The 22,211-nt window shown below is 50.3% G+C and carries 26 protein-coding genes; 11 read left to right on the forward strand and 15 right to left on the reverse strand.

Annotation, left to right across the window (positions count from 1 at the left end; all coding sequences use genetic code 11):
* Positions 1–66 precede the first annotated feature (66 nt).
* A complete protein-coding gene (locus tag ACZ483_RS06975) occupies positions 67–546 on the forward strand; it encodes a tetratricopeptide repeat protein (protein WP_464323456.1) in 480 nt (159 codons plus the stop codon).
* Here ACZ483_RS06975 and ACZ483_RS06980 read toward each other — a convergent pair.
* From ACZ483_RS06980 to asd, 4 genes are read right to left on the reverse strand one after another with little or no spacing between them, the layout of a single operon-like run.
* The gene (locus ACZ483_RS06980) at positions 515–1,153 is read right to left on the reverse strand and encodes an HAD-IA family hydrolase (protein ID WP_464323457.1); all 639 of its coding nucleotides are present in this window, start codon (positions 1,151–1,153) and stop codon (positions 515–517) included. The two genes, ACZ483_RS06975 and ACZ483_RS06980, sit on opposite strands and share 32 nt — an antisense overlap.
* Positions 1,150–1,656, reverse strand: a complete 507-nt coding sequence (locus ACZ483_RS06985; protein ID WP_464323458.1) for a thioredoxin family protein — start codon at positions 1,654–1,656, stop codon at positions 1,150–1,152. The genes ACZ483_RS06980 and ACZ483_RS06985 overlap by 4 nt, the downstream gene beginning before the upstream one ends.
* Positions 1,657–1,694: 38 nt before the next feature.
* A complete protein-coding gene (locus tag ACZ483_RS06990; protein ID WP_464323459.1) occupies positions 1,695–2,867 on the reverse strand; it encodes a pyridoxal phosphate-dependent aminotransferase in 1,173 nt (390 codons plus the stop codon).
* A gap of 14 nt (positions 2,868–2,881) precedes the next feature.
* Positions 2,882–3,904 (reverse strand): aspartate-semialdehyde dehydrogenase, encoded by a 1,023-nt coding sequence (gene asd / locus ACZ483_RS06995; protein ID WP_464323460.1) that lies wholly within the window; start codon positions 3,902–3,904, stop codon positions 2,882–2,884.
* Positions 3,905–3,970: 66 nt separating this feature from the next.
* Here asd and metE point away from each other — a divergent pair, with 66 nt between their 5' ends.
* Positions 3,971–6,250, forward strand: coding sequence for a 5-methyltetrahydropteroyltriglutamate--homocysteine S-methyltransferase (gene metE / locus ACZ483_RS07000; protein ID WP_464323461.1), 2,280 nt, complete (start codon positions 3,971–3,973; stop codon positions 6,248–6,250).
* Between the two features lie 78 nt (positions 6,251–6,328).
* On the opposite strand, the gene ACZ483_RS07005 is transcribed toward metE, so the two are convergent.
* Positions 6,329–7,285, reverse strand: coding sequence for an RluA family pseudouridine synthase (locus ACZ483_RS07005; RefSeq protein ID WP_464323462.1), 957 nt, complete (start codon positions 7,283–7,285; stop codon positions 6,329–6,331).
* Complete coding sequence (locus tag ACZ483_RS07010) at positions 7,260–7,436, reverse strand: hypothetical protein (RefSeq protein WP_464323463.1); 177 nt, start codon at positions 7,434–7,436, stop codon at positions 7,260–7,262. The genes ACZ483_RS07005 and ACZ483_RS07010 overlap by 26 nt, the downstream gene beginning before the upstream one ends.
* Positions 7,437–7,459: 23 nt before the next feature.
* Between ACZ483_RS07010 and ACZ483_RS07015 the strand changes: the two genes are divergently transcribed.
* The 4 genes from ACZ483_RS07015 to ACZ483_RS07030 are packed head-to-tail and all read left to right on the forward strand — an operon-like array spanning position 7,460 to position 8,616.
* A complete protein-coding gene (locus tag ACZ483_RS07015) occupies positions 7,460–7,777 on the forward strand; it encodes a DUF190 domain-containing protein (protein ID WP_464323464.1) in 318 nt (105 codons plus the stop codon).
* The gene (gene crcB, locus ACZ483_RS07020; protein WP_464323465.1) at positions 7,756–8,130 is read left to right on the forward strand and encodes a fluoride efflux transporter CrcB; all 375 of its coding nucleotides are present in this window, start codon (positions 7,756–7,758) and stop codon (positions 8,128–8,130) included. The genes ACZ483_RS07015 and crcB overlap by 22 nt, the downstream gene beginning before the upstream one ends.
* Positions 8,127–8,450 (forward strand): DUF190 domain-containing protein, encoded by a 324-nt coding sequence (locus ACZ483_RS07025; protein ID WP_464323466.1) that lies wholly within the window; start codon positions 8,127–8,129, stop codon positions 8,448–8,450. The genes crcB and ACZ483_RS07025 overlap by 4 nt, the downstream gene beginning before the upstream one ends.
* 4 nt (positions 8,451–8,454) lie before the next feature.
* Positions 8,455–8,616, forward strand: a complete 162-nt coding sequence (locus ACZ483_RS07030) for a hypothetical protein (protein ID WP_464323467.1) — start codon at positions 8,455–8,457, stop codon at positions 8,614–8,616.
* Here ACZ483_RS07030 and ACZ483_RS07035 read toward each other — a convergent pair.
* Both ACZ483_RS07035 and gatA read right to left on the reverse strand, forming a co-directional pair.
* Entirely contained in the window at positions 8,613–9,203 is a 591-nt protein-coding gene (locus ACZ483_RS07035; RefSeq protein WP_464323468.1) for a tRNA threonylcarbamoyladenosine biosynthesis protein TsaB, read from the reverse strand. The two genes, ACZ483_RS07030 and ACZ483_RS07035, sit on opposite strands and share 4 nt — an antisense overlap.
* Complete coding sequence (gene gatA / locus ACZ483_RS07040) at positions 9,200–10,642, reverse strand: Asp-tRNA(Asn)/Glu-tRNA(Gln) amidotransferase subunit GatA (protein WP_464323469.1); 1,443 nt, start codon at positions 10,640–10,642, stop codon at positions 9,200–9,202. Before gatA ends, ACZ483_RS07035 begins: the two co-directional genes overlap by 4 nt.
* A 23-nt stretch (positions 10,643–10,665) precedes the next feature.
* Between gatA and ACZ483_RS07045 the strand changes: the two genes are divergently transcribed.
* The gene (locus ACZ483_RS07045; protein WP_464323470.1) at positions 10,666–11,262 is read left to right on the forward strand and encodes a SagB/ThcOx family dehydrogenase; all 597 of its coding nucleotides are present in this window, start codon (positions 10,666–10,668) and stop codon (positions 11,260–11,262) included.
* A gap of 4 nt (positions 11,263–11,266) precedes the next feature.
* Complete coding sequence (gene glmS, locus ACZ483_RS07050) at positions 11,267–13,042, forward strand: glutamine--fructose-6-phosphate transaminase (isomerizing) (RefSeq protein WP_464323471.1); 1,776 nt, start codon at positions 11,267–11,269, stop codon at positions 13,040–13,042.
* Here glmS and argF read toward each other — a convergent pair.
* Positions 13,029–13,949: an ornithine carbamoyltransferase gene (gene argF / locus ACZ483_RS07055; RefSeq protein WP_464323472.1), complete on the reverse strand. Its 921-nt coding sequence runs from the start codon at positions 13,947–13,949 to the stop codon at positions 13,029–13,031. The two genes, glmS and argF, sit on opposite strands and share 14 nt — an antisense overlap.
* A 17-nt stretch (positions 13,950–13,966) precedes the next feature.
* On the opposite strand from argF, the gene ACZ483_RS07060 reads away from it, so the two are divergent.
* A complete protein-coding gene (locus ACZ483_RS07060) occupies positions 13,967–15,493 on the forward strand; it encodes an NAD(P)H-hydrate dehydratase (protein WP_464323473.1) in 1,527 nt (508 codons plus the stop codon).
* 1 nt (position 15,494) lies between these two features.
* Positions 15,495–15,761: a flagellar biosynthesis anti-sigma factor FlgM gene (locus ACZ483_RS07065; protein WP_464323474.1), complete on the forward strand. Its 267-nt coding sequence runs from the start codon at positions 15,495–15,497 to the stop codon at positions 15,759–15,761.
* On the opposite strand, the gene ACZ483_RS07070 is transcribed toward ACZ483_RS07065, so the two are convergent.
* Entirely contained in the window at positions 15,758–16,510 is a 753-nt protein-coding gene (locus ACZ483_RS07070; protein WP_464323475.1) for an ABC transporter ATP-binding protein, read from the reverse strand. The genes ACZ483_RS07065 and ACZ483_RS07070 overlap by 4 nt on opposite strands.
* A 2-nt stretch (positions 16,511–16,512) precedes the next feature.
* On the reverse strand, positions 16,513–17,016 hold the full coding sequence (locus tag ACZ483_RS07075) for an HIT family protein (protein WP_464325140.1): 504 nt from the start codon (positions 17,014–17,016) through the stop codon (positions 16,513–16,515).
* 25 nt (positions 17,017–17,041) lie between these two features.
* On the opposite strand from ACZ483_RS07075, the gene ACZ483_RS07080 reads away from it, so the two are divergent.
* On the forward strand, positions 17,042–18,232 hold the full coding sequence (locus tag ACZ483_RS07080; protein ID WP_464323476.1) for a hypothetical protein: 1,191 nt from the start codon (positions 17,042–17,044) through the stop codon (positions 18,230–18,232).
* Here ACZ483_RS07080 and ACZ483_RS07085 read toward each other — a convergent pair.
* From ACZ483_RS07085 to ACZ483_RS07100, 4 genes are read right to left on the reverse strand one after another with little or no spacing between them, the layout of a single operon-like run.
* Positions 18,218–19,348 carry an acetoin utilization protein AcuC gene (locus ACZ483_RS07085; protein WP_464323477.1) on the reverse strand — a complete coding sequence of 377 codons (1,131 nt, stop codon included), beginning with the start codon at positions 19,346–19,348 and terminating at the stop codon, positions 18,218–18,220. The two genes, ACZ483_RS07080 and ACZ483_RS07085, sit on opposite strands and share 15 nt — an antisense overlap.
* A complete protein-coding gene (locus ACZ483_RS07090; RefSeq protein WP_464323478.1) occupies positions 19,345–20,628 on the reverse strand; it encodes a PDC sensor domain-containing protein in 1,284 nt (427 codons plus the stop codon). The genes ACZ483_RS07085 and ACZ483_RS07090 overlap by 4 nt, the downstream gene beginning before the upstream one ends.
* Complete coding sequence (locus ACZ483_RS07095; protein ID WP_464323479.1) at positions 20,625–21,791, reverse strand: LL-diaminopimelate aminotransferase; 1,167 nt, start codon at positions 21,789–21,791, stop codon at positions 20,625–20,627. The genes ACZ483_RS07090 and ACZ483_RS07095 overlap by 4 nt, the downstream gene beginning before the upstream one ends.
* 54 nt (positions 21,792–21,845) lie before the next feature.
* Positions 21,846–22,211: a cupin domain-containing protein gene (locus tag ACZ483_RS07100; protein WP_464323480.1), complete on the reverse strand. Its 366-nt coding sequence runs from the start codon at positions 22,209–22,211 to the stop codon at positions 21,846–21,848.

Consider the following 22,211-nt stretch of genomic DNA (forward strand, 5'->3'; position numbering starts at 1 on the left):
CCCTTTTAGTATGTTCTTGTCAAGTTATTTAAGCAGGGATATATTAATTACACACGGAGGAGAAAGATGGAGTACATCGAGAGGGAAGCGGAAAGACTCTTCGAAGAAGCCTACAACTACCACATGATGGGCGATATAGATAAGGCGATAGCGCTTTACAAGCAGTCCATCGAGATGCAACCCACTGCAAAGGCCTACACCTTCCTCGGATGGGCTTACAGCATGAAGGGAGATCTTGAAAAGGCAATAGACTACTGTAAGAAGGCGATAGAGATAGATCCTGACTTCGGCAACCCTTATAACGATATAGGAGCTTACCTGATAGAACTCGGAAGATATGAAGAGGCTATACCCTGGCTAAAGCAGGCGTTAACAGCGAAAAATTACGATGCGAGACATTTTCCCCACATGAACTTGGCCAGAGCCTACATGGCCATTGGGAGGCTCTACGATGCTCTCGAGGAGGCGAACTTAGCCCTCGAGATAGAACCTGACTACAAGCCTGCCCACGTCATCAGGCATCAGATACTCGGAATGTTAAACTGAGTAGATCTGAGGGAGTTTTCAGGTATAGGTCTGGTTCGACTGAATTTATCTGAACATAACCCCAGAGTGCAAAAGCTGTCCTTGTCCCAGCACCCCTGCCCGCCAGTATGTCCGCCTCAGTATCTCCCACCGTAAGAACTTCGCTTGGCTTTACACCAAGGAAGTCTATAGTTCTCGCAATGGGAATAGGAGAAGGCTTCTTCTCCTCGAAGGTATCGCCTCCAACAACGACGTCAAAGTACTCGAGCAGGTCGAGTCGTTTTAAGATCTCGACGGAAAGCTCCTCAAGCTTATTGGTAACCACCGCAAGCTTTATGTTTTGGCTCCTAAGTCCTTCAAGAACCTCGGGGACACCTTCGTATGGTCTTGTGTGAACTACCGGATTGCTCTTATAGTGTTTTCTAAAAACAGCAACGTGTTCTTCTCTGAAGTCTTCTCCAAGAACCTTCTCCAGGAGAGCTTTTACACCACCACCTATAAGTTTACTCACATCGGGCGGCATCTTCTCCAGCATACCTATCTCTTCAAGGGTGAGCTTCAGAGATAGGGCTATATCCTCCGCCGAGTCTATGAGTGTTCCGTCGAGATCAAATATAACAGCTTTCATGCACAGTTATTCTTTTTAACGTAATCGTTTACATCTTCGGTTTTATAAGCTCCCGTTTTTACATAGTCTATTATGCAGACGAGCTGATTCGGATAAAGGTAGCCCGGTATCTGGAGGATGATGTTCCCCTCTTTATCGTAGAAGATAAGGTTAGGGAAGGAAAGAGCATTTAGAGTCTTAGCCAGTTCGTTTTCAGAGGTTTCTATTATCTTCCCTCCGAAGTTTGCCTTTACCGGAGTGTAGCTTTCGTAGAGTATCTTGTAAAGGTCTATATCCTTCAGGGCCTCTTGAAGAGCTTTCTCCGTTTTCAAGTCTTTATCAAGCTGTTTGCAGTAAATACAGCTCTTACTCTCCACTATAAGCAGGGCATAGTCCTTCTGGGGAATTAGGACCTTCTTTTCAGCCTTTTCCTCCGAAGGAGCAGGAAGCTCCGCCCTCTTCTGACCTTCACAGGAAACTATTAAAGCGACTATTAGAGTTAGAAAAAGCGTTAACGCTCTCATCGCTCGTTCCTCCGACGACTGTCAAATAAAAATATAAGTCACAGCTTGAGCACCGCCTCCTTTATCCTTCCTATACCCTCCTCTATGTTCTCCATACTGGTGGCGTAGGAGAGTCGAAGGTAACCCTCCGTCCCGAAGGGCGAGCCGGGGACGCAGGCGACCTTCACCTCCTCGAGGAGGTATTCGGCGAGCTTTATATCACTCCCGAGCTTTTTAGCGTAATAGGAGAAGTCTGGGAATATGTAAAAGGAGCCCTTTGGTTTGAAGACGCTCACCTCAGGTATGTCCTTCAATAGCTCGTAAGCTCTGTTTCTCCTCTTCAGGAACTCCGCCCGCATCTTCTCCGGGAACTTCTTTGCTTCCGGATTCTTCAGTGCCTCGAGGGCACCGTACTGGGCGAAGGTGGTAACGTTGGAGACGGTCTGGCTGTTCAGGTTAGCTATAACCTTTGAGTACTTTTCCGGGCAGGCTACGTATCCGACCCTCCATCCCGTCATTGAGTAGGTTTTGGAGAAGGCGTTTACCGTAAAGGTAAGCTCTCTTACCTCCGGTGAGAGGGAAGCGGGGCTAACGAACTCCTCATCGTAAACGAAGGTTTCGTAACACTCGTCGGAGATAAGGTATATGTTCCTCTCCACACAGAACTCGGCTAATCTCTTAAGCTCCTCCTTGGGGTAAACGGCTCCCGTGGGATTGTTAGGTGAGTTTATAACAACCGCCTTGGTTCTGGGGGTTATGTACTCTTCAAGCAGTTCTACAGTGGGGATAAATCCGTTATCCTGAGAAGTGGGAACTTCTACGGGAACTCCGCCCAAGAGTCTTATCTGTTCGGGGTAGGTCACCCAGTAGGGGGACGGAAGGAGTACTTCATCGCCCTCGTTCAAGATCGTCATGAATATCAGGAAGAGAATCATCTTAGCCCCTGTAGAAACCACTATCTCCGAAGGTTTGTACTCTATTCTGTTCTCTTCAAACAGCTTCTTGGCAAGGGCTTCCCTGAGTTCGGGAATACCCGCAGAAGGGGCGTACTTGGTTCTTCCCTCCTTAAGAGCTTTTATACAAGCTTCCTTTATAAACTCAGGGGTATCGAAGTCCGGTTCTCCCGCGCCGAAACCTATTACGTCTACACCCTTTGCCCTGAGCTCCTTAGCCTTTGCGGTTATGGTCAGGGTCGCGGAGGGCTTGAGCTGGGATACCCTTCGGGATAGCATGAATAAATTATAGCTTACACAAGCCCTTCCTTTACGAGGAGTTCGGCTATCTGAACCGTATTGGTCGCCGCACCCTTCCTTATGTTGTCCGCCACCACCCACATCGCCAACCCGGGGGTGAACACTATATCCTCCCTGATCCTTCCTACGAAAACTTCGTCCCTTCCAGCCGCGTCTACAGCGAGGGGATACTCGTTGTTTTTGGGATCGTCCACGACCACGACTCCGGGAGCTTTGGAGAGAATATCCCTCGCGGTTTCCGGAGGTATAGCCTTCTTCGTCTCCAAGTGGATAGCCTCTGAGTGGGAGTAGAAGACGGGAACTCTGACCGCGGTGGCGGAGACCCTTATGTTCTCATCGTGCATTATCTTCCTCGTTTCGTTGAGCATCTTCATCTCTTCCCTCGTGTAGTCGTTTTCCAAGAATACGTCTATGTGGGGAACAACGTTGAAGGCTATCTGTTTGGCTATGTATTTGGCTTCGGGCATGGGTCTTCCTTCGCACCACGCCCTCGTCTGCTCTTCGAGCTCCCTTATAGCCTTGGCTCCCGCACCGGAGACCGACTGATAGGTAGCTACTACCACCTTTGTTATTCCTGCGTAGTCGTAGATGGGCTTCAGAGCCACGACCATCTGTATTGTTGAGCAGTTGGGGTTGGCTATTATCCTTTTGTTTTTGAACATGTGAATGTCTTCAGGGTTGACCTCCGGGACGATGAGGGGAACCTCCGGATCCATCCTCCAGGCAGAGGAGTTATCTACAACGACCGCTCCGTCGGCGGCGAACTTGGGAGCGTACTCCTTACTTATGCTCCCACCGGCGGAGAAGAGGGCTATGTCTATCCCTTTAAAGCTCCTCTGCTTGCTGAGAGCCCTAACTTCGTACTCCTTGCCTCTGAAGGTGAGTTTGGTTCCCTCGGATCTTTCGGAGGCAAAGAGGATTAGATCGTCAACGGGAAAGTTTCTCTTCTCTAAAATCTTCAGAAATGTTCTTCCTACCTCACCCGTCGCACCCACTATGGCAACCCTGTAACCCATGGGGAAGATTATAATTCACTTTTGACTTATAATTAAGAGTTCCCACGAACTGCTCGGAGGTCAGAGATGAAAGCCATCGCCTTTGGTTTCCCAAAGCTCGGAGAGAAGAGGGAGTTTAAGAAGCTCCTTGAAGACTTTTGGAAGGGGAGTATAAGCGAGGAGGAGCTCCACGCGGGAATGAGGGACTTAGCCCTCTGGAGGGCGGAGCTCTATAAAGAGAACGTAGACGTAATACCTTCCAACGAGCTCTCCTACTACGACTTCATGTTAGATACCGCTCTGATGGTGGGAGCCGTCCCCCAGAGGTTCGGAGAGTTCAAGGGAATGGAGACATACTTCGAGATGGCTCGTGGGAAGAACGCCCTCGAGATGACCAAGTGGTTCAACACCAACTACCACTACCTCGTCCCCGAAATTGAGAGGGAAGAGTTTAAATTGTTCATAAACAAGCCCCTCAACGACTACACCTTCTACAGGCAAAAGGGTTACGAGACAGCACCCCAGATAATAGGACCTTTCACCTTCCTCAGGATGTCCAAAGCCCTCAGGAGGAAGGAAGGGGAACTTCCCATTTACGAGATAGAGAAGATAGAGGACAAAAATCAGTTCGAGAGGCTCGCCCAGAAACTTACCCCCGTTTACAAGAATGTATTGGAGTCCCTGAAGAAGGCAGGTTGTCAGAGGGTTCACATAGAGGAGCCCGCTTTGGTCTTAGACACCGAAGACTGGCAGTGGGACGTGGTGCATAGCGTTTACTCCGAACTCTCAAAGGTCGGAATCGATATAGCCCTCTTTACCTACTACGACAGCGTCTCGGACTACGAGAGGTATGTCTCCCTTCCCGTTCGGGCGCTACACTTTGACCTCGTCTCCAACTCCGAAAACTACGAAAACATAAAGAAGTTCGGCTTTCCGAAGGATAAGGAGCTAATAGCGGGAGTCATAAACGGAAGACAGCCATGGAGGGCGAACCTCAGCGAGAAGCTCCGTCTCCTTGAGGAACTTTCCAAGCTCACCGAAAACCTCTCGGTCTCCAACTCGTGCCCCCTCTACCATCTTCCTGTTACCGTAGAGCCCGAGGAGGAACTGCCCGAAGGTCTCAAAGAGAGACTCGCCTTCGCGAAGGAGAAGCTCCAAGAACTTAAGATTTTAAAGACCGCCTTCGGCGGTAATGAAGAGGCTCTTAAGAAGGTGAAGGAGAGCAAGGAACTCCACGAAGTCAGCTTCGGAGAGAATGCGGAGGTCAGGAGAAGGATAACCGCCCTTAAGGAGGAGGACTTCAGGAGAGAGCTACCTTACAAGGAGAGGGACAAGATACAGAGGGAAAGGCTCAACCTCCCCCTCTTCCCTACCACCACCATAGGCTCTTTCCCTCAGACTCCCGAAGTTCGCAAGATGAGAACCGCCTACAGGACCGGAAAGATAAGCGAGCAGGAGTACAAGGACTTCATAAGAAAGCAGATAGAGCACGTGATAGCCTTCCAGGAGGAGGTGGGTCTGGACGTCCTCGTCCACGGAGAGTTTGAGAGAACGGACATGGTAGAGTTCTTCGCCTTCAAGCTCGACGGTGTGGCAACCACCAAGCACGGATGGGTTCTCTCCTACGGCTCACGGGTTTACAGACCCCCCATAATCTACGGAGACGTATCAAGACCCAAACCTATGACCCTTGAGGAGATAACCTACGCCCAGTCTTTAACTCAAAAGCCCGTCAAAGGGATGCTCACGGGACCCGTTACTATCCTCAACTGGAGCTACTACCGAGAGGACGTTCCCAAGAGGGAGATAGCCTACCAGATAGCCTTAGCCCTCTTAGATGAGGTGAGAGACCTTGAGAGCGCAGGGATAAAGATAATTCAGATAGACGAACCTGCCTTCCGAGAGGGAGTCCCCCTCAAGAGGAGAGACTGGGCGGACTACTTCGACTGGGCGGTCAAAGCCTTCAGGCTCTGCTCGAGGGCAAAGCCGGAGACCCAGATACACACCCACATGTGCTACTCGGAGTTCAACGAGATAATTGAATACATCTACCAGATGGACTTCGACGTCATATCTATAGAGGCATCAAGGAGCAAAGGGGAAATAATAGAAGCCTTTGAGAGGTTCAAGGGTTGGGACAGACAGATAGGCATAGGAGTCTATGACATCCACTCTCCCGCGATCCCTACGAAGGAGGAGATGAAGTTAGTGATGGAGAGGGCTATGAAGGTTCTGCCCAAGGAACTCCTCTGGGTAAACCCCGACTGCGGACTCAAGACGAGGAGGTGGGAGGAGGTAGAGCCCGCCCTCAAGAACATGGTCGAGATGGCTCAGGAGCTAAGACAGGAGGTTATGGCAGGGGTTTAGACTAAGCTTTTAGCATGGTATAGGCTCCTCATCAGGTTTGGAAGTAGGAATAAAACAGGTCCTCTGCCTGAGGTTCCCTCAGTGATTCTCTAACTTCCTTATCTTTTCAAGAACGCTCTTGAAGGGCTCTGGATTCTCTATCTCGAAGACCCTCCACTCTCCTGTTCCCGGGTGGTGAAAGCCAAGTCTATAAGCGAGGAGCATATTGCACTCCCCCATAAGATCGTTTATCTCCTCGGGGACGGAACTCCTCTTAAATCCGTAGGTTCTGTCTCCTAAAACAGGAAAGCCGAGGGAGGAGAGGTGAACCCTTATCTGGTGCGTCCTCCCGGTATGGATCTTTACTTTGAGGAGGGATATATCCAGCTTCCGAAACCTTTCTAAAACCCAGAACTCCGTCTTGGCAGGCTTAGAGGAAGGGGAGAAAACGGAAAACTTTTTCCTCTGAACCGGATGCCTGCCTATAGGGAGCTCTATCACTCCATGATCCTGCTGGGGAACTCCCTTTACGATGGCCCTATAGAGCTTCTCCGTCCTTCTTTCAGCGAACTCTTCGGAAAGTTTCCTGTGGGCCGTATCGTTCTTGGCGACCACCATTATTCCCATTGTCTCCCTGTCGAGCCTGTGGACTATCCCCGGTCTCTCGAACCCACCGATGGAGGAGAGGTTCCTTAAATGGTAGAGGAGGGCGTTCACGAGCGTTCCCGAGGTGTAACCCGGCGAAGGATGGACGACAAGCCCGCAGGGCTTGAAAACCACCGCTATGTCCTCGTCCTCGTAGATTATGTCTATCGGTATGTTCTCGGGCTTTACCTCCAAAGGCTCTGGCTCCGGAACGTTCAGGATCACCCTGTCTCCCCTTTTAACCTTCTTTGAAGGCTTCCTTACCTCCTCCCCGTTTACGTAGACGAAGCCCTGTTCTACCAGCTTTTTTATGTAGCTCCTCGAGAGATCAGGGTAGGCTCTGCTCAGAAAGGTATCGAGCCTTTGATCCTCATGAACCTCAAACTCAAGACTCTCCGCTATCCTTTTCATCTAAGTTTATGTATATCCTTATCTCCTTCGGATCCTCTTCAAGGTTCAGACTTTTTATAAAACCGAGCACCGTACCCCTCAGGGCTCTCATGGGGAAGTCCTTGAGTCTCACTTTCTTTCCGTTCACCTCGAGAACTATCTTTTCCTTCATGGACTTCATTTTAAAATACTTCGGTGGCGGTTCTCGTGAGGATATTTCTTAGGGAGAGTGAAGAGATCGAAGAGAAACCTCTTTACAAGTTCATTGTGGAACTTCTCAGGGAAAGGGGAATTGGAGGAGCCACAGCACTTAAAGCTATCTTGGGTTACGGAACCACCGGGGAGTTCCACTACGAAGGAATAGAGAGCTTGTCTTACGACCTTCCGGTTGTTATAGAGTTCGTTGAAGAGGAAAGTAAAGCGAAAGAGGTGATCGAGGAGATCGGGGAGTATCTCCGTAGAGGTCTGATAACTATGGAGAGGGCTGAGGTATGGAAGTACTCGTCGCGGTAGCTATCGGAGGAGCCACAGGATCCCTGTTAAGGTTCTTGATTTCAAAGTTCGTCCAGACGCAGGTGGGGATAGACTTTCCTTTGGGAACCCTCTTAGTAAACGTGATCGGAGCTTTCTTGATAGGTCTCTCTTACTCCTACCTTGTGGAAAGATTGATCTTATCGCCCGAGGCAAGGGCTATGATAATCACCGGATTCCTCGGAGGTCTTACCACCTTTTCCACCTTCTCCTACGAGAGCTTCAACCTACTCTTCAACGGTGAGTTGACGAAGTTCCTCCTCTACGTAGGGACGACGAACATAGTAGGGATACTCATGACTTTGATAGGCTACAACCTCGGGAGGGCTGTATGAGGTGCGAGGAGGCTGTTTTAGTCAGGATCTTCATAGGTGAGAACGACAGACACGAGGGGAAGCCCCTATACAAGTTCATAACGGAACTCTGCAGAGATAGAGGTGTTGCGGGGGTTACGGTCTTCAGAGGGATATTAGGATACGGGAAATCCTCGGTCATCCACGAGCAGAAGATTCTAAAGCTCTCCTCCGACCTGCCCATAGTTATAGAGATAGTGGACTGTGAGAAGAAGATAGAGGAGGTTCTTCCGGAGATATCCGAGCTCATCGAAGGCGGCCTTATAACTCTGGAAAAGGTTAGGGTCATAAGATACAATTGATCTCATGGACGGGGATGCCTTCCTCTTCATGTTCCTCTCTTGGGCTCTTATCCTGGGACTAGACCTCTTCTGCTTCACTCTGCTCTTCCTCAAACCTCCCATACCAGAACCAGCTCCCCCTAAGGAGATAGAGGAACTGAAAGAAGAGGAAGAGGAGATAACTTAAACCGGGGGCTTCAGGTAGAGGGGTTCTATATTAAAGACGTTCTCCCCTTCGGGCTTTTCCTTTAAAAGCTCGTAAGCGTATATCCCACCGTAGGCGGAAAAGGGAAAGAAGGGATGTAAGAACCTTTCTCCGGTTATGCAGAGTTCTTCGAATACGGACAGACTGATCCCGAACCCTTTTATCTTCTCTTCTCTGTACAGATTGACTTCGGAAACCTTGGTTTTCTCGAAAACTCTGTAAAAGACATTCGTGCTCACCTTCAGGTAGGGAACTTTGGGCAGGGGTGCAGGGGTGAACCTTCCGAGCAAATATAGGTTCTCGAAGGAGACTATAGGCTTTTTCAGGGTGTAAGCCAAGGTCTTCATGAAGGTTACCCCGATCCTGAGCGAGGTGAGGTATCCTACACCGACCGATACAGCGAAGGCATCGAACTCCTCGGGTCTTATACACTGCTCGTCAAGAACCTTCGGCAAGTTCTGGAGAGTCTTTTTATCCGTATCGAGGTAGTGAATCAGTTCTACTCTCCCCTCCTCCACTACCGAGAAGTTGAAGAAGGAGAAGGAGGTGTCTAAGGAGAGTATCCTCATAACTGAGGCACTTTTTCGTAGTGGGGGAAGATCTGCTCCCAAGCGTAGGAAACTCTCAGGATCGTCGCCTCGTCCCAGGGTCTTCCTATGAGCTGTCCTCCGACGGGGAGACCGTTCACCCAACCTATCGGTATCGATATTCCCGGAAGACCGGCAAGGTTCACCGGAACAGTGAGTATGTCCGAAAGATACATCTCTATGGGATTCTCAAGCCTCTCACCCAGTTTGAAGGGGAGGGTCGGCGTCGTGGGACTTGCTATAAAGTCTACCTTCTCGAAGGCTCCCATGAAGTCATCGTATATAAGCCTCCTGACTCTCTGAGCCTTAAGATAGTAAGCGTCGTAGTATCCTGCCGAGAGGGCAAAGGTTCCTAACATTATCCTCCTCTTTACCTCAGCTCCGAAACCCTCGTCCCTCGTCTTGGCGTACATCTCATAAAGGTCGCCGTAATCCTTTGCCCTATATCCATACTTCACCCCGTCGTAACGGGCAAGGTTTGAGGAGGCTTCTGAGGGAGCTACTATGTAGTAAGCAGGGATAGCGTACTTCACGTGAGGGAGAGAGACCTCCACTACCTCACAGCCGAGTCCTTCGAGAGATCTTATGAACTTATCGAAGGTGTCCCTTATCTCTTTCTGGATCCCGAACTCGAAGAACTCCTTGGGAAGTCCGACCTTGAGACCTCTTACATCCTTTTTGATCTCTTCGGAGTAGTTGGGAACGGGCTTACTGGCAGAGGTCGAGTCCTTCGGATCGTGTCCGCTTATGACCTCCAAAACTAAGGCGACGTCTTCCGTTCTCCTCCCGAAGACACCTATCTGATCGAGGGAAGAGGCGAAAGCTACAAGTCCGTACCTCGAGACCCTACCGTAGGTAGGCTTTATCCCTATCACTCCGCAGAAGCTTGCTGGCTGACGTATGGATCCTCCTGTATCCGATCCAAGGGAAACAGGGGCGGATAGAACCGAGACCGTCGCCGCCGAACCTCCGGAGGACCCTCCGGGGACCCTCTCCGTGTCCCAGGGGTTTCTCGTGGGGAAAAAGGCGGAGTACTCGGTGGAGGACCCCATGGCGAACTCGTCCATGTTTGTCTTACCAACAAAAATCGCCCCCTCTTTCCTTAACCTTTCTATCACCGTCGCATCGTAGGGAGCTATGAAGTTCTCCAATATCTTGGAAGCGCAGGTACATCTCTCTCCCTTGATGAGTATGTTGTCTTTTACCGCTATCGGGAGCCCGAAGAGCTTTCCTTCTGGTTTTCCCTTTTCCTTCTCCTTAGCATCATCGATAGCCTTCTCGAAGAGGGGTGTTATATAAGCCCTCACCTTATCCTCAGTTTCTGAGAACCTCTCTGCGAAAGCTTCCACGATCTCGGAGGGCTTCACCTCTCCCTTAGCTACGAGCTCTGAGAGATCCTTGAGTGATCTTTGCCAAAGCATGCTAATTATTTTAACTTTAAGCTATGATCCTATCCCTTCCCAAACCGAGGACGAAGGGGGAGATGAGCGTAGAGGAAGCGCTGCTCAGGAGGAGATCGGTGAGGGAGTACTCCCCTCAACCCCTAACCTTAGAAGAGGTCTCCCAGCTCCTCTGGTCTGCTCAGGGAGTAACTCACCCTTACGGCTTCAGGACAGCTCCTTCCGCTGGAGCTCTCTATCCCTTGGAAGTTTACATACACGCTACGAGGGTGCTGGATCTCGAAGTGGGAGTTTACAGATACGATCCTCACAGGCACGCCCTCTTGGCAGTCAGGCTGGGTGACTACTCCAAAGACATCTACAGGGCTGGTCTCTCTCAGGAGCAGATACTCTTGGCGCCTCTCATAGTCCTATTTTTCGCCGTATTTGAGAGAACAACGGTGAAGTACGGCAGAAGAGGTATAAGGTACGTCTTAAACGAGGTCGGACACGCAAGTCAAAACCTTTACCTTCAGGCGACAGCTCTGGATCTCGGAACAGTTGTCATCGGAGCCTTCTACGACGAGGATCTAAAGGATATAGTCGGTGCAAGAACGGATGAGGAGCCCCTATACATTATGCCGGTAGGGAGGTTAGAATAGAGCCATGTGTGGAATAGTGGGTTATACGGGTAAGGAGGCGGCACTCCCCCTGATACTGGGAGGGTTGGAGAGACTCGAGTACAGAGGATATGATTCCGCCGGCGTGGCAATAGTGGAGGACGGGAAGCTCGTAGTCGAGAAGAAGGTGGGGAAGATAAGGGAGCTCGTGAGGAGCCTTTGGGGGAAGCCCTACAAGGGAAAGACGGGGATAGGTCATACAAGGTGGGCTACCCACGGGGAGCCCTCCGAGGAGAACGCCCACCCCCATACCGACGAGAAGGAAAGGTTCGCCGTAGTCCACAACGGCATAATAGAGAACTACTTGGAGCTGAGGAGGGACCTCGAGGCTCAGGGGGTTAAGTTCAGGTCCAACACTGATACCGAGGTTATAGCTCACCTGATATCGAGGAACTACGAGGGAGACCTCCTTGAAGCAGTTCTAAAGGTAGTCGGTAAGCTGAGGGGAGCTTTCGCCTTTGCGGTGATAACGGTTCATGAACCCAACCGCATAGTCGGGGTGAAACAGGGAAGCCCCCTTGTGGTCGGCATAGGTGAGGGAGAGAACTTCTTAGCTTCAGACATACCTGCCATACTCCCCTACACCCGCCGGGTTATCACCCTGAACGATGGAGAGATTGCGGACCTTACCCCTGAGGGGGTGAACATCTACGACTTCAACGGCAATCCCGTTACCAAAGAGATCATGCTCGTTCAGTGGGACATCATCTCGGCAGAGAAAGCGGGCTTTAAGCACTTCATGCTCAAGGAGATCTACGAACAGCCCAAGGCGGTCGGGGACACTGTAAGGGGGCTGATCTCCGAGGAGGAGATTCCCTTCTCTTTAAAAGATTTCAGGAGAATACTCATAATAGCCTGCGGAACCTCCTACCATGCGGGTCTTGTAGGCAAGTTCTGGATAGAGAAGTACTCTGGAGTTCCTACGGAGGTCGTCTACGCCTCCGAGTTCAGGTACGCTGACTATCCAGTTTCCGAGGAGGATCTGATCATAGGAGTATCCCAGTCGGGCGAGACGATAGACACGAAGTTCGCGGTGAACTTTGCCAAGGAAAAGGGAGCCAAAACCCTCGCTATTGTTAATGTAATAGGAAGTTCCATAGATAGAGAGTCGGATTACTCACTGCACACCCACGCGGGACCTGAGATAGGGGTGGCGGCGACGAAAACCTTCACCGCTCAGCTTGCGGCTCTTTACTACCTCGCCTCCCAGTCCCATCCCGAAAGGGACAGGCTGATAAGGGAGCTCCTCAAAGTTCCAGCTAACATAGAGAGGACCCTTGAAGAATCTGAGGAAGTGGAGAAGCTCGCCGAAAAGTACATGAAGAAGAAGGACTTCCTTTACTTGGGAAGGTATCTCAGCTACCCTATAGCACTCGAGGGTGCCCTTAAGCTCAAGGAGATCTCCTACATCCACGCGGAGGGATATCCTGCCGGGGAGATGAAGCATGGACCCATAGCCCTGATAGATGAAAACATGCCCGTAGTGGTCGTCGCCCCTCAGGACAGGGTTTACGAAAAAACGCTTTCGAATATAGAAGAGATCAGGACGAGGAAAGGTATAGTTATAGCTGTGGGCTTCCGGGGAGATCAGAAGCTCGAGAAGCTGTCTCATAATCTTATCAGCGTACCTCCGGTTGAAGAGGACTTCTCCCCCTTCGTTACTGCCGTTCCCTTACAGCTCCTTGCATACCACATAGCGAGCAAGCTCGGACTCGACGTGGATCAGCCGAGAAATCTTGCTAAGACCGTTACTGTTGAGTAAACAGGAATTCTAAGAGAACTTTCTGAGTGTGAAGTCTGTTCTCAGCTTGGGTAAAGATGAAATCGGCAAACCTCTCGAAAACCTCCTCCGTTATTTCCTCACCTTTTTTGGCCGGGAGGCAGTGCATAACGAGAGCACTCTCCTTGGCGTGGGAGAGGAGTTCCTCGTTCACCTGAAAGGGTTTCAGAGCTTCTACCTTCTCCTCACTCTTATCGTCCCCCATGCTGAACCACACGTCGGTGTAAATCACGTCCGCATCGCGAACCGCCTCCACCGGGTTGGTGGTTAGGTATATATTTCCACCGGTGAAGTTGGAAAGGTCGAGACCCGCCTGAAGGTAGTAGCTGTCTGGACCGTAGTCTTCGGGAGTCGCAACGAACAGATTCAGACCAAAGAGACCCGCTGCAACGAGCCACGTATTACATACGTTGTTCCCGTCTCCCACGTAGGCTATCTTTATCTCCTTAATTCCCTCTCCGAATTTCTCGTAGAGGGTAAAGACGTCACTAAGTAATTGACACGGATGGGATTTGTCGGTTAGAGCGTTTATCACGGGGATATCCGACCACTTTCCGAACTCTTCGAGCCACGTGTGGGAGTAAGTCCTCACGATTATTCCATCGAGGTATCTCGATAGGGTCCTTGCCGTGTCTCTCACGTCCTCCCCCCTCGAGAGCTGGAGCTGGCTCTCTTGAAGAAAGAAGGAGTTACCTCCGAGCTGATTTATAGCGACCTCAAAAGATACCCTCGTCCTCGTTGAAGGTTTTGTGAAGAGAAGGGCTACGTTCTTTCCCTTCAGAGCCCTCTCGATCTCCTCCTCTCCCGACTTTACCTTCCCGGTCCTCTTCACTATGTACCAGGCTTCTTCGGGATCGAGGTTCCAGAGATCTATAAAATCTCTTCTCATAGGATTATTATATCCCCATGAAGATACTGAAAGCTAAGGAGATGTCCGCTCTCGACAGGAGGACGATAGAGGAGATAGGTATTCCCTCAGTGGTTCTCATGGAGAACGCGGCGAGAGGACTCCTGAAGGCTGTAGAGAAGCACTTTTCAGAGGCTAAGAGAATCCTCGTAGTTGCTGGAAAGGGAAACAATGGAGGCGACGGGCTCGCCCTGGCGAGGATGCTCTATCTAAAGGGCAGGAAGGTCGATTGCTATCTTGCTCTGGGAGAACCTAAGGGAGACGCCCTGCTGCAGCTCAATATCCTTAAAAACCTCAATCTCGAACCCCTCACTAAGGAGCCGAACTTAAAGGATTACGACCTGATAGTTGATGCCCTCTTCGGAACCGGATTCGAGCCTCCGATCAGGGGCGAGGTGGGAGAGCTCATAAAGAGGATGAACGAGAGCGGCGTCCCTATCCTTTCCATCGATATTCCCTCCGGACTCTCCGCCAACACTGGAAGGGTGTTCAAACCCTCCGTGAGAGCCTCCGTCACGGTTACCTTTCAGTTCCCCAAAGTGTGCCATGTCCTCTTTCCCGCTGCCAAACTCTGCGGTGAGGTCCTCGTTGTAGATATATCTATCCCAGAGGACTTAGCTAAGGGTATAAAGAGATCCACGATAGAGGTGGAAGATCTCCTGATACCCCAAAGGGAGAGGGACACCTACAAGAACAGGGAGGGACACGTCCTGATAGTGGGTGGGAGCAGGGGAAAGACGGGGGCAGTGATGATGTCCGCTATGGCTGCCACGAGGACGGGGAGCGGTCTGGTTACCGTCGGCGTTCCGGAGGAACTCGATCCTATTCTCGAAGTGAACCTTGTGGAGGAGATGAGCTTTCCACTCCCGGGTAAGGAGAGGCTATCTTACTTCTGCGTTGAAAAGATCCTCGAGGAGCAGGAGAGGTTCTCCGCCTTAGCCATGGGTATGGGGATGGACAGGTACGAGGAAGGACAGGACATAGTGAGGGATCTGATAACCGGATGGGGAAAGCCTATTCTCCTTGATGCCGATGGGATTAACAATCTCGCCGATCTCGGAAACCTCGATATCCTTAAGGATAGAGAAATTCCAGTGGTTCTCACTCCCCATGTGGGGGAGTTCGCAAGGCTTACAGGATTAAGTTCCTTGGAGATCATAGAGAACCAGATCGATGTGGCTCAGGAGTTCTCTCTGAAAAACAGGTGTTATGTAGTTCTGAAGGCAGCGAGAACCGTGATTACAACTCCCGAGGGGGAGGCGTTTGTCTCCATGAGAGGAACTCCTGCCATGGCAAAGGGAGGTGTAGGCGACGTCCTGTCTGGTGTTTTAATCTCCCTAATCGGCAGGGGTATGGATATAAAGGAAGCTCTCAAGACAGGCGTCTTCCTCCACGGGCTTGCGGGTGAGATAGCGGAGGAGAAACTACACAGGGAATGCCTCAGGGCGAGAGATCTTATAGAGGCTATCCCGAAGGCGTATAAGAGTATTGAAAATTTCTTAAAAGGATCCGATACTATTAGGTGAGATGATAGACAAGGTAAACCTGAACAGGCTTATAGGACAGGCGCTCGAGACGGAGAAGAAGGTTAAGAAGAAGGAAACTTCGGAAGTTCAGAGAGTAACGGGTTCGGGCGATGTGGTTGAGATATCAGACGTGGCGAGGAAGGCTCTCGAAGCCGATTACGAGGACATATCCCAAAAGGTAAAGAAAATTAAAGAAGAAATAGCTCGGGGAACCTACGAGGTTAACGCAGACAAGATAATTGAAGGCTTTAAGAAGTTTTTCTCTTAAATAGCTTCCAGAAGCATCTTCGTATAACTTTCCTTAGGGCTATCAAAAATTCTGTAGACGTCCCCCTCCTCTATAACCCTGCCTTCCTTCAGAACCACGACCCTGTCTCCTACCTCAGCAACAACGCCGAAGTCATGGGTAACAAGGATTATGGACTTTCCCTCCGATCTTAACCTCCTGAAGAGATTAAGGATCCTCTTCTGAACTGAAACGTCTAAGGCGGTGGTCGGCTCGTCAGCGAGCAGGAGTTTGGGCTCACAGACTATAGATATCGCTATACAGACCCTCTGCTTGAGCCCTCCCGAAAGCTGGTGGGGATACATGTTAAACTTTTCCTCCGGCTTGGGGATCCCCGCCTTTCTCAAAGCCTCTATCGCTTTAGATCTACTGTCCGTAGCCCCGGGAAAGTGACTTTTGTAGGTTTCCTCTATCTGAGAGCCAACGGTAAAGAGGGGATCGAGGTAAGCGGAAGGCTCCTGAAAAATCATACCTATATCTTTCCCTCTCATTTTTCTCCTCTCACTTTCCGAAACTTTTAGCAGGTCTATTCCGTCGAACTTAACCTCGCCCTCAACCTTTGCGTTTTCTGGAAGAAGCCCGGCTATGGAATAGAGTATCGAGGACTTTCCTGAGCCTGACTCTCCGACTATGCAGAGTACCTCTCCCTTCTTCACATCAAAAGAGATATCGTAAAGAACCCTGTTGTTCCCGTACCAGAGGTTAAGACCCTTGACTTCAAGAAGGTTCATATTTATTCTTCTGCTAAGAGGTTTTCTACCGCTTCCTTCAGCCTGTCGTAGGTGGAGAAGAGATCCTGGGAGATCACCTTCGTATTGGCTATTACCGGCATAAAGTTAGTATCTCCGCTCCAGCGGGGGACGACGTGCATGTGGATATGGCTTTCCAAACCGGCACCTGCCGGTCTTCCAAGGTTATAGCCTACGTTAAAACCGTGGGGTTTAAAGACCTTCTTAAGAGCCTTCAGGGATAGCCTCAGTAACCGATCCATCTCCAAGACCGTTTCCTCGTCGAGCTGTTCGTAATCTCCCACGTGTTCTATCGGAACTATCATCAGATGTCCAGAGTTGTAGGGATATTTGTTGAGAATTATGAAGCTCCTCTCTCCCTTGTGGAGAACCAGAACCTCCTTCCATCTCTCTGGTGGCTGGCTTACGGCGTGGCAGAGGAAACAACCCTCTATATTATCGACATTTTCTACGTAGTGGCTCCTCCACGGTGCCCAGAGTATATCCATCGCCATCTATATTAACATTAAACCGATGGTTCTCCTGCTGCTCCTCCTGAGTCTATCCTTCGCCCAGGTAAAGGTTCTTTCCACAGAGAGGAACGAGGGGAGTTTCGCGATCGGGAGTCTTGAAGATGGGGTTTGCTTCGTAGGTAGGGAAGACAGAGGAGAGAATAATTACGATGCTCTCGTGGGTGTGTGTTCGGATAAGTGTAAGGTCTATTCGGTAGGATCTCGGAAGGACGACTACAGCTACACTGTGGTTAGCTTCGGGAGAGCATGCCTCGCGGGTCTGGTAACTTTCGGCAGGGGAAACATGGACATAGCCCTCGTCGAGTTCGGACCTAACGGGGTGAGGGTGAGAAGTACCCTCGGTAGAAAGGCGGATGAGATGCTCTGGTATATGACGGAGGTAAAGAACGGCTTTGCACTAGTGGGAGGCGTGTTCGAAAGGAACTGGGACATCCTCATTATCAGGTTGAGTAGAGACCTTAAGGTCCTCTGGTCTAAGCGAATAGGAACTGAGAAGGACGAGTACGCCTACGGCGTGGTTCAGAAAGGAGATAAGTACTACGTCGCTGGTAGGAGTAACTTCAGGGGAAACTGGGACGGCTTCCTCCTCGTTCTCAGCGAGCAAGGGGATCTCTTATCCTCCTCCCTCTACGGAAGTCCAAAGAAGGATTACTTCCGCTACGTCGGTCTTTACAAAGGTCATATCCTTGCCGTCGGCAGAACGGAAGAGAGAGACGACAGCGATGTCCTTTTAATCCTCCCGGAGGAGGGTAGGTATTATGCCTACGACGGAGGAGATTTCGATTACGGAAGAGTTTTCAGAGAAACGCGAGACGGTCTCGTGCTCATGGGAGATACCTACAAAAGTGGAGATTCGGACGGACTCCTCCTCTATCTGAACGGCGACTTTGAGGTAAAGGGCGCCTACACCCTCGGAGGTGAGGGCATAGAGTCGGTAAGGTTCCTCGATGGAAGCCTCAACTTCGCAGGTTACACTTACTCCTTCACCTTGGATAACGACATAATGATCGGTAGGCTTCCTCCAAAGTGCTTGGTGAGGAGGAAGGAAGTCATCCCCGTTAGGGTGAAGATAGAGAGATTCCCCTATCCAGTAAAAGAAGAGGACTATCCCCTCGAGAGTCCTCTCCTGAACTTCAAAGTCCGGAAGGTTGAGATAAGGGAGATAGATCCTTGTGGATTAGCCGTAGACTAACTCCTTCACCTTGGCGGTAAGGTCCTTTATCTCCTCCCTGATCTCCCCGCCTCTCCAAGAATCAAGGAGGTTTTCATAAAGGTAATCCCTCTCCTCCTCATCGAACTCTTCCCATTCGACGGACTTCAAGATCTCCTTTCCTCTCTCGTTTATCTTCTCCGGCACTTCCCTCCCCGACATCTCACACCATAAGATCGTCCAGGCTCTGGCTAAGGCTATAGGGTGGTAACCGCCTCCGCCTAAGTATATCCCTTCTCCGAAGGCTTCCCTCACAAGTTTGAAGGCTTCCAAGAATCCTCTGTTGGACAGCCCGAACTTTGAGAGCGGATCCTCTAAAAGCGGGTCCGTCCCTAACTGAAGGATGTGGACCTCGGGATTAAATACGTCTCCCACGTATCTGATGATCCTTTCGAGAACGTAGAGATACTCGTTGTCGCTCACCCCTTTCGGTAAAGGTAGGTTCAGGTTAAAACCCTTCCCCTTTCCTTCCCCTCTCTCCTCTAAAAAACCATTCTTAAAAGGGAAAGCGTAATCGGGGGACTGGTGAAGGGATACAACGTAAACCCTGTCGTCCCGGTAGTAAGCCTCCTGAACCCCGTCGCAGTGGTGAGCGTCGAGGTCTATATACAGAACTTTCTTAAACCCTCTTCTCAGAAGAGACTCTATCGCTATCACAGGATCGTTGATGAAGCAAAAGCCGTGTGCCCTGCTCTTGAAGGCGTGGTGCATACCTCCCGCAGGGTTAAAAGGCACAAAACCTTCTAAGAACAGCTCTACCGCCTGAACGGAGGAACCCGTGGCGAGGGAGGAACCTCTGTACATGGCGGGAGATACAGGGTTTTCATAGCTCCCTATGTTGAACCTCTCCCTCGCTCCCTTCGGAACACACTGACATCTATCCGCCTCTATCAAAGTCTCTATATATTCTTTGTCGTGGAAGAGGAGCAGTTCCTCTAACGTCGCATCCCTGCCCTCTACCTTTTCGTTTTCCTCTACCAAGTTCATGGCTTCCAAGAACTCTAATAGAAGAGAAACTCTCGGTATCCTTAGCGGATGGTTCCTTGTATATCTCAGATTTCTGTACCTCAGACTACCTACCAGTTTTGCTTTTCTCATACCGTCGTTTCCCGGTAGCTTTTCACGAGCCTGTGGATCTGCTTGAAGTTTATGTCCCCTGCCAAAACGTAGGTCTTGCCCTCGTGGATAAACTTCTCTGAAACGGTTATACAGAAGTCGTCGGTCGCCTTAGAGAGGTATACGTCGGATATAAAGGAACCCTCCTCAATAGCCTTTTTAAAATAAGGTTTCTCCGACCTATCGCTACCCTTCTTGCCCTGCGCTACGAAGTAATCCACCTTCGGGTTCACGATGTTGTTGGTTATCTGGAGTCCCTTCTCCCCTATTATGTAGAAGAGCTCGAAGTAAGGGTATCTATCGAACATGTCGTAGAGTATGTGCTCCCACATATCCTTCGGAGAAGAGCGGACGGTCTCAACTATCTCCTTGAAGTCCTTGAGTATCTTCTTCTTAATGTTCGTTATGAGCTTCTGCTTCGAGGGATCGTAAAGGACGAGGGTTGGCTGGAGCTTGTGGATTATGAAGACCGAGCCCTCTATTTTTTTAGTTCTCTCCCTCAGTTCTTCTTTGAGGTTGTACAGCCTCTCCTGAGACTCCACCTTTCCCATATCTATACAGAAGCCGTATACGTTAACGTACTGGAACTCTCCAAAAAGAAGTGTGTACTCCCTGTGAAACTCCTTAAAAAGTTCCTTTATCTCTTCTTTGCTCGGTGCCTTGGGAGCTATAACCCAGACCTCTCCCTTTTCCGGTACGCCTGACATCTCCCCTTCAAAGAAGTCCTTGACGTCCTCCGACAGTATTCGGTATAGGCTGTCCACCTTCTCCGAACCAAAGAACTTCCTGAACCTGTCCACGTTCTTGAGACCGAAGACACAGAGGAACTCCTCCTTCCCTATGCCCGTGTGGAGTCTCTGAACTATGGGAAGCACATACTCCCTGTGCTGGGTTATGTAGTGGAGTACTGTATCGTAGGTCACCACACCCAGGTACTTTCCTCTCTTATCCACAAGGATAGCCGGCTCCTTTTCTAAGGGGAGAAGGTCGAGGAGTCCAAAGAGGCTTTCCTGCGTTACGAGAGTATCTCTCACCCTCGGACAGGTCCTGGCAACGTCCCCTGCTATTAGCCTTTCATTTGAGAGCCTTTCCACCTCGCTTCGATATACTATGCCTATCGGAAGATTCTCTTTAAGGACCGTGAGGTACTTGTAAATATGAAGCTCCTCAAATATGCCCTTGAGCTCCTTCAGGCTCAGATCGTAGGGTACTGTGGGAACGCTTATGCTGATATCGGTAAGGCTGACCTCTCCTGCCTTCATAACTTTAAATTTTCTATCCTCTTAGCCGCCTCGAGCAACCTTTCCGTGGGAACGGTGAGGGATATCCTGAAGTATCCTTCTCCCGCATCCCCGAAACCGTTTCCGGGAGTGCAGACTATACCCGCTTCGTCTATGAGCCTTCCCACAAACTTGGCAGAGGTGTATCCTTCTGGAACCCTCGTCCATATATAAAAGGTGACGTCCGACTCCAAAGGTTTTAGCCCAAGCTTCCTTAGAGCCTCCGTCATGACCTTTCTTCTATCCCTGTATATAGCCCTCAGCTTATCCAGCTCCTCCTCCGGAAGATTCAGAGCGACTATAGCCGCCTCCTGAACTGCGTTGAACTGACCCGAATCCACGTTCGTCTTCACCTTACCGAGAGCTTTGACGAGCTCTTCGTTCCCGACCGCCATACCTATTCTCCATCCAGTCATGTTGTAGGTCTTGGAAAGGGAGTGAAACTCGATAGCTACGTCCCTCGCACCCTCTATCTGGAGTATGGATATGGGTTTCCGATCCCCGGTGTATATCTCCGAGTAAGCGTTGTCGGAGGCTACTATTACGTTGTGCTTCTTAGCCCACTTAATAAGATCCCTGTAGAAGTCCTCCGTTGCGTCTGCAGAGGTGGGGTTGTTGGGATAGTTTATCCAGATTATCTTCGCTCGCTCCACCACCTCCTGAGGAATAGAACCGATATCCGGCAGGAAGTCGTTTTCCTCCTTAAGAGGCATCATGTAAGGCTCACCACCGGCGAATATGGTTCCTATTTTGTAGACCGGGTAGGCTGGATCGGGGCAAAGAACCACATCCCCCCTATCTATAAAAGCCAAGGGAAAGTGGGCAACACCCTCCTTAGAACCTATCAGGGCTATGACCTCTCTGTCAGGATCGAGATCTATGTCGAACCTCCTCTTGTACCACTGGGCGACCGCTTCCCTGTAAGCTCTCATGCCAACGTAAGATGGATACTTATGATTCTCCGGCTTCTTTGCAGATTGGCAGAGAGCCTCAACTATGGGATCGGGTGTGGGAAGGTCCGGATCTCCCACTCCGAGGTCTATAACATCCACTCCCTGATCTATCTTTTCCTGCTTCCTCCTGTCGAGTTCGGCGAACAGGTACGGTGGAAGAACCTTCAGCCTCTGAGCGAGTTCGAAAGCCATTCGGACACCTCCTTAAGGTATTGATAGCTGTCAGGCTAATAATTATAAAGAAATTCAAAGATCTACCTTCACGCTATCCCTTCCATCGTACTTAGGGCTGAAGGTAGCCAAGAGAACCGAGACCACAGAGGTGTTCGTATAGAAGTGAACCTTCTTCCTCGGGATGAAAGCGGTGTCGCCTTCCCGTAGCTCTTCCCTTCTTCCGTCGAGGTAAAGCTCTCCTCTTCCTCTGATCACTACAAAGGTAAGATCATGCTGTGCATGGTAGTGAGGGAGCTCGGCGGTTCTGACGAATACAAGGAACTGGCTCATGTCTTCACTCTCGTTGAGCTTCACAACCTCGATCTCCTTAACATCCTCCATCTTCTCCTCTATAAGTTTGGACAGATCTTTTATACCCTCTGTGTTGAACACTCTCAT

Source organism: Hydrogenivirga okinawensis (genome assembly GCF_055385515.1).

Bases quoted from the DNA above. Each gene is read 5' to 3' on its own strand.
- ACZ483_RS06975 (WP_464323456.1), top strand. From the start codon at position 67: ATGGAGTACATCGAGAGGGAAGCGGAAAGACTCTTCGAAGAAGCCTAC.
- ACZ483_RS06980 (WP_464323457.1), bottom strand. From the start codon at position 1,153: ATGAAAGCTGTTATATTTGATCTCGACGGAACACTCATAGACTCGGCG.
- ACZ483_RS06985 (WP_464323458.1), bottom strand. From the start codon at position 1,656: ATGAGAGCGTTAACGCTTTTTCTAACTCTAATAGTCGCTTTAATAGTT.
- ACZ483_RS06990 (WP_464323459.1), bottom strand. From the start codon at position 2,867: ATGCTATCCCGAAGGGTATCCCAGCTCAAGCCCTCCGCGACCCTGACC.
- asd (WP_464323460.1), bottom strand. From the start codon at position 3,904: ATGGGTTACAGGGTTGCCATAGTGGGTGCGACGGGTGAGGTAGGAAGA.
- metE (WP_464323461.1), top strand. From the start codon at position 3,971: ATGAAAGCCATCGCCTTTGGTTTCCCAAAGCTCGGAGAGAAGAGGGAG.
- ACZ483_RS07005 (WP_464323462.1), bottom strand. From the start codon at position 7,285: ATGAAAAGGATAGCGGAGAGTCTTGAGTTTGAGGTTCATGAGGATCAA.
- ACZ483_RS07010 (WP_464323463.1), bottom strand. From the start codon at position 7,436: ATGAAGGAAAAGATAGTTCTCGAGGTGAACGGAAAGAAAGTGAGACTC.
- crcB (WP_464323465.1), top strand. From the start codon at position 7,756: ATGGAAGTACTCGTCGCGGTAGCTATCGGAGGAGCCACAGGATCCCTG.
- ACZ483_RS07025 (WP_464323466.1), top strand. From the start codon at position 8,127: ATGAGGTGCGAGGAGGCTGTTTTAGTCAGGATCTTCATAGGTGAGAAC.
- ACZ483_RS07030 (WP_464323467.1), top strand. From the start codon at position 8,455: ATGGACGGGGATGCCTTCCTCTTCATGTTCCTCTCTTGGGCTCTTATC.
- ACZ483_RS07035 (WP_464323468.1), bottom strand. From the start codon at position 9,203: ATGAGGATACTCTCCTTAGACACCTCCTTCTCCTTCTTCAACTTCTCG.
- gatA (WP_464323469.1), bottom strand. From the start codon at position 10,642: ATGCTTTGGCAAAGATCACTCAAGGATCTCTCAGAGCTCGTAGCTAAG.
- ACZ483_RS07045 (WP_464323470.1), top strand. From the start codon at position 10,666: ATGATCCTATCCCTTCCCAAACCGAGGACGAAGGGGGAGATGAGCGTA.
- glmS (WP_464323471.1), top strand. From the start codon at position 11,267: ATGTGTGGAATAGTGGGTTATACGGGTAAGGAGGCGGCACTCCCCCTG.
- argF (WP_464323472.1), bottom strand. From the start codon at position 13,949: ATGAGAAGAGATTTTATAGATCTCTGGAACCTCGATCCCGAAGAAGCC.
- ACZ483_RS07060 (WP_464323473.1), top strand. From the start codon at position 13,967: ATGAAGATACTGAAAGCTAAGGAGATGTCCGCTCTCGACAGGAGGACG.
- ACZ483_RS07065 (WP_464323474.1), top strand. From the start codon at position 15,495: ATGATAGACAAGGTAAACCTGAACAGGCTTATAGGACAGGCGCTCGAG.
- ACZ483_RS07070 (WP_464323475.1), bottom strand. From the start codon at position 16,510: ATGAACCTTCTTGAAGTCAAGGGTCTTAACCTCTGGTACGGGAACAAC.
- ACZ483_RS07075 (WP_464325140.1), bottom strand. From the start codon at position 17,016: ATGGATATACTCTGGGCACCGTGGAGGAGCCACTACGTAGAAAATGTC.
- ACZ483_RS07080 (WP_464323476.1), top strand. From the start codon at position 17,042: ATGGTTCTCCTGCTGCTCCTCCTGAGTCTATCCTTCGCCCAGGTAAAG.
- ACZ483_RS07085 (WP_464323477.1), bottom strand. From the start codon at position 19,348: ATGAGAAAAGCAAAACTGGTAGGTAGTCTGAGGTACAGAAATCTGAGA.
- ACZ483_RS07090 (WP_464323478.1), bottom strand. From the start codon at position 20,628: ATGAAGGCAGGAGAGGTCAGCCTTACCGATATCAGCATAAGCGTTCCC.
- ACZ483_RS07095 (WP_464323479.1), bottom strand. From the start codon at position 21,791: ATGGCTTTCGAACTCGCTCAGAGGCTGAAGGTTCTTCCACCGTACCTG.
- ACZ483_RS07100 (WP_464323480.1), bottom strand. From the start codon at position 22,211: ATGAGAGTGTTCAACACAGAGGGTATAAAAGATCTGTCCAAACTTATA.